The sequence below is a fragment of the Longimicrobium sp. genome (genome assembly GCF_036387355.1).
In the GTDB taxonomy this organism is placed as follows: domain Bacteria; phylum Gemmatimonadota; class Gemmatimonadetes; order Longimicrobiales; family Longimicrobiaceae; genus Longimicrobium.
Window position 1 is genome coordinate 1 of the sequence record NZ_DASVTX010000525.1, and the last position, 6,605, is coordinate 6,605.

7 protein-coding genes and 1 pseudogene are annotated in these 6,605 nt (G+C 72.7%); 4 read left to right on the forward strand and 4 right to left on the reverse strand.

The window, feature by feature from the left end:
* Nucleotides 1–36: 36 nt before the first annotated feature.
* Genes VF665_RS22775 through VF665_RS22790 form a run of 4 tightly spaced genes read right to left on the reverse strand, consistent with a single transcriptional unit; the run spans nt 37 to nt 1,586 of the window.
* On the reverse strand, nt 37–276 hold the full coding sequence (locus tag VF665_RS22775) for a hypothetical protein (RefSeq protein ID WP_331055777.1): 240 nt from the start codon (nt 274–276) through the stop codon (nt 37–39).
* On the reverse strand, nt 276–1,046 hold the full coding sequence (locus VF665_RS22780) for an enoyl-CoA hydratase/isomerase family protein (protein WP_331055778.1): 771 nt from the start codon (nt 1,044–1,046) through the stop codon (nt 276–278). The genes VF665_RS22775 and VF665_RS22780 overlap by 1 nt, the downstream gene beginning before the upstream one ends.
* A complete protein-coding gene (locus VF665_RS22785) occupies nt 1,043–1,393 on the reverse strand; it encodes an AtuA-related protein (protein WP_331055779.1) in 351 nt (116 codons plus the stop codon). The genes VF665_RS22780 and VF665_RS22785 overlap by 4 nt, the downstream gene beginning before the upstream one ends.
* A gap of 19 nt (nt 1,394–1,412) precedes the next feature.
* On the reverse strand, nt 1,413–1,586 hold the full coding sequence (locus VF665_RS22790; protein ID WP_331055780.1) for a hypothetical protein: 174 nt from the start codon (nt 1,584–1,586) through the stop codon (nt 1,413–1,415).
* A 359-nt stretch (nt 1,587–1,945) separates the two neighbouring features.
* On the opposite strand from VF665_RS22790, the gene VF665_RS22795 reads away from it, so the two are divergent.
* From VF665_RS22795 to VF665_RS22810, 4 genes and pseudogenes are all read left to right on the forward strand, one after another.
* Complete coding sequence (locus VF665_RS22795; RefSeq protein WP_331055781.1) at nt 1,946–2,752, forward strand: hypothetical protein; 807 nt, start codon at nt 1,946–1,948, stop codon at nt 2,750–2,752.
* Nucleotides 2,753–2,758: 6 nt separating this feature from the next.
* On the forward strand, nt 2,759–4,069 hold the full coding sequence (locus tag VF665_RS22800; protein WP_331055782.1) for a hypothetical protein: 1,311 nt from the start codon (nt 2,759–2,761) through the stop codon (nt 4,067–4,069).
* Between the two features lie 25 nt (nt 4,070–4,094).
* Complete coding sequence (locus tag VF665_RS22805) at nt 4,095–5,912, forward strand: hypothetical protein (protein ID WP_331055783.1); 1,818 nt, start codon at nt 4,095–4,097, stop codon at nt 5,910–5,912.
* 99 nt (nt 5,913–6,011) lie between these two features.
* Nucleotides 6,012–6,605, forward strand: a pseudogene (locus VF665_RS22810) (hypothetical protein); the annotation flags it as partial.

A 6,605-nucleotide genomic window follows, 5' to 3' on the forward strand; every position in this document is an offset into this window, starting at 1 on the left:
TCGTGCGCCGGCCCCGTACCGCTCGACCGCCATCCGTCACCGCGGCGCGTCGTCGTCCTCGTCCTGCTCCCACTGTGCCTCTTCCGCCCGGCGGCGGCGGACGCGGTCCACCAGCCCCATCGCCGCGCCGACCGCCAGCACGACGGCGGCGGCCATCACCAGGACGGTGCGCGCCGTCAGCATCCCCGCCATCAGCAGAAGGGCGCCGGCGAAAAAGAGCCCCACCTTCCACTCCAGCAGCCGGTCCGGCTCCGTGCGCCGCACCCGGTCCACCATCAGGCGCGCTCCAGGAACCGGGCCACCCCCGCCTTCATGTCGTCCGTCATCCGCGCGACCACGTTCACGTCCACGCCGGCGCGCAGGGCGGCCTCAAAGCCCATCCCGTCGCTGTGGTACAGCAGCCGCTTGGAAAGCTGCACGGCGCTGGCGCTGCGGCCGGCCAGATCCCCGAGCAGGGCGTCGCGCTCCGCCTCGAAGTCCTCTTCCCGCCAGACGTGGTTGATCAGCCCGATGCGCTCCGCCTCCCCCGCCCCGATGGGATGGCCGCGCACGATCAGCTCGAACGCGCGCTTTTCGGAGACGTTGCGCCGCAGGATGGCCATCACCATCGCGGGAACGAAGCCGATGCGCACCTCGGGGTAGCCGAACTGCGCGGATTCCGCCGCCACCACCAGGTCGCACGCCGTCGCCAGCCCGCATCCGCCGGCCAGCGCCCGGCCGCGCACGCAGGCCACCACGGGGGTGCGCATGCGGCGCGGGAGCAGAAACAGCTCCGCAAGCTCCTCCACGTCGTCCAGGTTCTCCATCACGGAGGCCCCGGCAATGCGGCGCAGCGCGGACAGGTCCGCGCCGGAACAGAAGTCCGTGCCCGCGCCCTCGATGGCGACGACGCGCACCTCCGGGTCCGCGTCCGCCGCGCGGAGGGCGGCCTTGAGGTCGTGGATCAGCTCGGCGTTGAGCGCGTTTCGCTTGTCCGGCCGGTTGAGCGTGATCCTCCGGACGCCGTCCGCCGTCTGGACCAGGACGGTCGCGGCCGTCTCCGTCACGCGGCCGGCGCCGCCAGGCGGGCGACCTCGTCAGACACCTCGATCTCCATCCGCAGGATCGCCGTGGAGTACACCTTTCCCTGCGCGTCCGTCTTGAGCGACACAGTGCCGCCCCCGCCCAGCGCGTTGTGCAGCAGAAAGTTGAGCGCCTCCAGGTTGGGCAGCTCGAACCGCTCCACCCCGCCGTGCACCATCCCCGCGAAGTGGGCCTTCACCCGCTCGGTGGTAAGCTGTTCCACCAGGACGGGATAGAACTCCGGGCGCAGGGCGATGACGCCCACGTTGGCGGTGTCGCCCTTGTCGCCGGAGCGGGCATGAGCCAGGTGCTGCAGTTGAATTCGGGGCATGGTGGCCGGGTGTGTGACGTCAGTCCGTGGGAGTCTTGGCGCGGGAAAAAAGCATGATCACCAGCATGGCGATGGCGACGATGCCCACGAACCCCGCGAAGTAGAGCTGTCCGAAGAAGGCGAACACGATGGTGACCAGCACCGCGGCGATGATGAGGATCACCTTGAGCGCCGACGCGCCTCGATTGTCCATGTTCGGTTGCTCCGTCCGGGGGGGAAGTGACGTGTTCCGGGGCGGGATGGCAAGAGGCAGGCCCTGTGGGGATACAGGGAAGTGCGGGAGGGGCGAGTGCGGAGTGCGGAGTGCGGAGTGCCCAGTCCACAGTGCCCGGTGCCCGGTTGTCGGTGGACGAGGGCTCTGGGGCGCGGCTGACGGGGCGGGAGGGGGGGCGAAGCGGGCTTCGCCGCGGAACGGGGTTTGGGCGGGGGCGTCGAAGGATGCTTCGGAGGGGGGTGTTGAAAATCAACGACTTACGGCGGCACCAAGCGTGATTTACAGGGGGCCCGAAGGACCGTTCGGCAGCACTTCCCTTCCCCTACCCTGGAGGCACCATGCACCCGCTGGACCGCACCCTGAACGAGCTGGAAGCCGGCATCGACGCCCTGGAATCCGACGAGTTCGAGTTCCTGAACGAGGGCGAATGGAGCGGCGAATCCGACACCGAAGCCGTTTTTGACGAAGTGCAGGAACTGGAGCTGGCCGCCGAGCTCCTGGGCATCCAGTCCGAAGAAGAGCTGGAGCAGTTCTTCGGCAAGCTGATCAAGGCCGCCGGAAGCTTCATCAAGAGCCCCGTGGGGCAGGCGCTGGGCGGCGTGCTCAAGAATGTGGCCCGCACCGCCCTTCCCGTGGCCGGCGCCGCGCTGGGCAACCTGGTGGCCCCCGGCGTGGGCGGCATGGTGGGCGGCAAGCTGGCCTCCATGGCCGGCCGCGCGCTGGGGCTGGAGCTGGAGGGGATGAGCCCGCCGGACCAGGAGTTCGAGGTGGCCCGCCGCCTGGTGCGGCTGGGCGGCGAGGCGGCGCGGCAGGCCGGGCGCATGCCGGCCGGGCCGGCGGACCGCGTGGCCAAGGACGCCGTGCTCGCCGCGGCGGCGCAGCACGCCCCCGGGCTGCTGGGCGGCGCGGCCGCCGCGGGCGCCGCGCGGGGCCGCCCGGGCGGGTGCCGGTGCGGCGGCGGAATGGGCGGGCGCCCGCGCGACGCGGCGGGGCGGTTCGCGTCCGGCGGCATGGGCGCGGGGCGCGGCGGCCAGGGCAGCCGGGCGCAGGGCGGCTACGGGCGCGGCGGGTTCGGCGGCGGCCCGGAGGGGCAGTCCGGCCGCTGGGTGCGCCGCAACGGCGCCATCGTGCTCATGGGGGCCTGAGCGGCCATGCCTTCCTCCTTCCCCCACTGGCTGCTGGAGCAGGAGGGCCGCGCCCTGCTGACCCGGCTGGCGCGCGTGAAGCCCTTTGCCCTTCACGAGCCCATGGTTCCCGCGGCGGCGGCCAGCACGGCGGCGCAGTCCGCCATCGAGCACGCCCTGGCCCAGGGGCGCCGCGAGCTGCGGGGGCGGGTGATGCGCTTTCTGGCCTGGCTGCGGGGTCCGGGCGCGGCCAGCACCCCGCAGGAGGCGCAGCGCCGGTTCACCTTTCTGCGCATGCGCTTCAACGTCGTCCTGTCGCACTTCGACATCTTTGCCGACGTGCTCACCCAGCGCAGCGAGCACGAGACGGGGGTGTGGCTCTCCGGGCTGGACGTGGTGGCCGAGGACGCGCTGGCCCTTCCCGGCGCGTACGAGGCCCCGCCCGTGGTGTGCTACCTGGACCGGGGCCAGGGCGCCGCCATCCGCCGCGCCCGCACCCGCCTGCCCGGCGGCGGCGAAAGCCCCGTCGCCATCATCCGCGTGCCCCGCGAGCGCATGGTGGGGAGCGGCATCGCCTCCTCCCTGGTCCACGAAGTGGGGCACCAGGCCGCCGCCCTTCTGGACCTGGTCAACGAGCTGCGCCCCGCCCTGGGCCGCGCCCGCGCCGCGGCCGGCCCGCTGGCCCCCGCGTGGATGCTGTGGGAGCGGTGGATCAGCGAGATCGTCGCCGACTTCTGGTCCGTCGCCCGGGTGGGCGTGGCCAGCACCACGGGGCTCATGGGCGTGGTGAGCCTGCCGCGCGCCTTTGTGTTCCGCGGCAGCGTGGACGATCCCCATCCCATCCCCTGGGTGCGCGTGCGGCTCTCGTGCGCCATGGGCGCGGCGCTGTACCCCGATCCGCAGTGGGGCGAGCTGTCGCGGGTGTGGGAGCAGTTCTATCCCCTGCAGGACGACGTGGCCCCCGAGCAGCGCCGGCACATTGAGATGTGTGAGCGCACCATGCCGGAGTTCGTGCGGCTGCTGGCGGCCTTTCGCCCCCGCGCGCTGCGGGGGCGCACCCTGGCGGAGGCCATGAACCCCGGGCAGCGCACGCCGGAGCGGCTGCGCGCGTTGTACCGCGCGGCGGGGGGCGGCTTTGCGCGCCTGCGGTCCGGCGCGCCGTCGCTGGTGTTCGCCGTGCTGGGCCAGGCCCGGGCCGACGGCGGCATCACTCCCGAGCAGGAAAGCCGGCTGCTGGCGGACCTGCTGACCTACTGGGCGCTCCGCAGCACCCTGGACACCACCGACTACGCCGCCACGCGCCCCCTGGCCATGGCCGCGCTGTCCATCACGGGCTGACCGCCCCCATCCACCGAGGAAAGTCATGACCAGCGTACACCGGCAGGACCGCGAGGCGGGCGGCGGCAAGTCCCGCGGAAAGGGAGTCCCGTCCGCCGCCACGGGCCCTTCCACGGAAGCCACGGGCGACGGCGGCCCCCGCCCGCCCGCCTCCACGGGCCCCGTCCTGGGCGGGCTGCCGCAGCCCGTAAAGATCAGCTTTGACCAGAACGAGGAGAACACCCTGGCCGCCGCCGCGCAGATCCTGGTGGACAACGCCACCGTGATGGGCGGCGTGGCCACCCGGATGGTGCAGGCCACCGAAAACATCTCCAAGACGCTGAGCGCCGCGCCCGCCCTGTCCACCACCGAGCGCGGAATGACGCTGCGCCGGGCGGGCGAGGTGAACACGGCCACGTCGGAGCTGTGGATGGCCATCGCCGCCCACACCGACGCCGTCTCGTACCACAGCTACGAGCAGTTCATCGAGGACCTGCTGTGCAACCGCGAACCGGGCAACACCCGCGAGACGGCGGAGCGCGCGGCGCGCGGGGACTTTGACGCGGCCGCGGCCAACCAGGACCGCGAGCTGATGTTCAAGCGGATGTCGGAGCTGCGCCACCTCCCCGGCGGCGAGCTGTACGAGCTGCTGCGCACGGCCACCGAAGCCTTTCTGCTCATCCACGCCGGCGTGTATCCGCCCGTCGGCGCCAGGACGGCCAGGGTGCTCCGGGACCCCGCCGCTCCCGCGGTGCTGGGCTCCGACCCCCTGGTGGGCGCGGAGTACGACCGGCTGGGCACGGGGGTCCGCGTCAGCGAGCTGGAAGCGAAGCTGAGGGCGTACCTGGGCAACTCGCGCAACAACTACCTCGAGGCCATCGCCCGGCAGGGCGCGCTGCGCATCGACGGCTCCGTGGCGTCGCCCTTCTGCGAGAACGAGGGGGCGTTCGTCACCCATCCGCTGCTGCTGGAGCTGATCTGGAGCTACTGGATGGAAGAGGGGATGCTGACGCAGACCACCGCGGCCATCACCCGGCGCTTTCAGAACGTGCACCGCGGCGGCCCCGGCCCCGATCCCCTGGCCGAGCTGGAGCTGCACCCCCTGCGCGGGCTGAGCGGCTTTCTGTGGGGCTATCTGCGCGACGAGCCGCAGCGGCTTACGGTGGCGCGCCGGGCGTACGAGTACACGCACCAGTACGGCCTGACCCTGTGGGGCCGCGCCGTCCCGGAGATGCGCGCGGCCGACCCGCGCCCGCGCTTTCTGGAGGCGTTCCACAACCTGCTGCGGCAGGCCGCGCGCTTCTACCGCGAAGACGCCGACACCACGGTGATCGCCGACGCCTTTCCCGTGCTGAACTCGCTGCGCGAGGTGCACCTGGTGCTGGCCGAGGGCGCCCACAACCAGTTCCGCGACCTGCCCTGGACGGCGCGGGTGGAGATGCTGATGCAGCAGTGGCTGCTGGCCCGGCCGGAGATGCGCGAGTTTCTGCGCGGGCGGCAGATGGTGCCGTACCCGGAGGGGTGGATGGGCTCGGTGGACGCCATGAAGCGCCTGCAGGGGTGGGGCGACACCAGCGTGATCCACTTCCGCGACCTGGCCCGCTTCGGCGAGCGGCTGCTGCTCAGCATCCGCTACGGCAACTGGACGGAGATCACAAGCCAGGACCACGCCGTCGCCTGGCTGCGGTACTGGAAGGAAGAGGTGCAGGGCTACATCCACTCGTACTTCACCGCCACGGGGGTGAACCTGTCCGACGACGCGGTGGAGGTGAGCAACTCGGCGGACGTGCGCTACATCCAGCCCTCGTTCCACCTGCGCAACCGGCTGCTGGCCTCGCGCCGCGGCGGCCGCGCCCTGAGGTAGCCGTACCCGCCCCGGGGCCGGCTGGCCCCGGGGCCCGCATCCGCGCGGCGGGGCGTCCGCCGCGGGCCCATTCACGACGAAGACCACGGAGACACGACCATGCACAACCTGGATCGCACCCTGAACGAGTTCAGCTTTCAGAACGAGTACGAGGGCGGGTGGAGCGGCGAAACGTACGGCGAGGTCCTGAACGAGGCCGACGAGATGGCGCTGGCAGCGGAGCTGCTTTCCGTCAGCAGCGAGCAGGAGCTGGAGCAGTTCCTGGGCAAGCTGGTGAGCCGGGTGGCGGGCGCGGCGCGCGGCTTTGCGCAGTCGCAGGCCGGGCAGGCGCTGGGCGGCATTCTGAAGGACGCGGCCGGCAAGGCGCTCCCCGTGGTGGGCGGCGCCATCGGCGGGGCGCTGGGCGGCGCGCAGGGCGCCCAGTGGGGCCAGCGCATCGGCGCGGGCGCCAAGGGAATGCTGGGGTGGGAGCTGGAGGGCGGCGACGGCGAGGCGGAGTTCGAGACGGCGCGCAACCTGGTGCGCGTGGCCGCCGACGCGCTGCAGACGCTGGCGCAGAACGGCCCAACCGCCGCCGCGCCGGCCGCGGCCGCCAAGCAGGTGGCCATACAGGCGGCGCAGCGGCAGGCGCCGGAGCTGCTGCGGGTGATCGCCACGGCCCGGCCGGGCGGCTCGTCGGTCGCGCTCGGGTCG

Bases quoted from the DNA above. Each gene is read 5' to 3' on its own strand.
- VF665_RS22790 (WP_331055780.1), bottom strand. From the start codon at position 1,586: ATGGACAATCGAGGCGCGTCGGCGCTCAAGGTGATCCTCATCATCGCC.
- VF665_RS22805 (WP_331055783.1), top strand. From the start codon at position 4,095: ATGACCAGCGTACACCGGCAGGACCGCGAGGCGGGCGGCGGCAAGTCC.
- VF665_RS22785 (WP_331055779.1), bottom strand. From the start codon at position 1,393: ATGCCCCGAATTCAACTGCAGCACCTGGCTCATGCCCGCTCCGGCGAC.
- VF665_RS22795 (WP_331055781.1), top strand. From the start codon at position 1,946: ATGCACCCGCTGGACCGCACCCTGAACGAGCTGGAAGCCGGCATCGAC.
- VF665_RS22800 (WP_331055782.1), top strand. From the start codon at position 2,759: ATGCCTTCCTCCTTCCCCCACTGGCTGCTGGAGCAGGAGGGCCGCGCC.
- VF665_RS22775 (WP_331055777.1), bottom strand. From the start codon at position 276: ATGGTGGACCGGGTGCGGCGCACGGAGCCGGACCGGCTGCTGGAGTGG.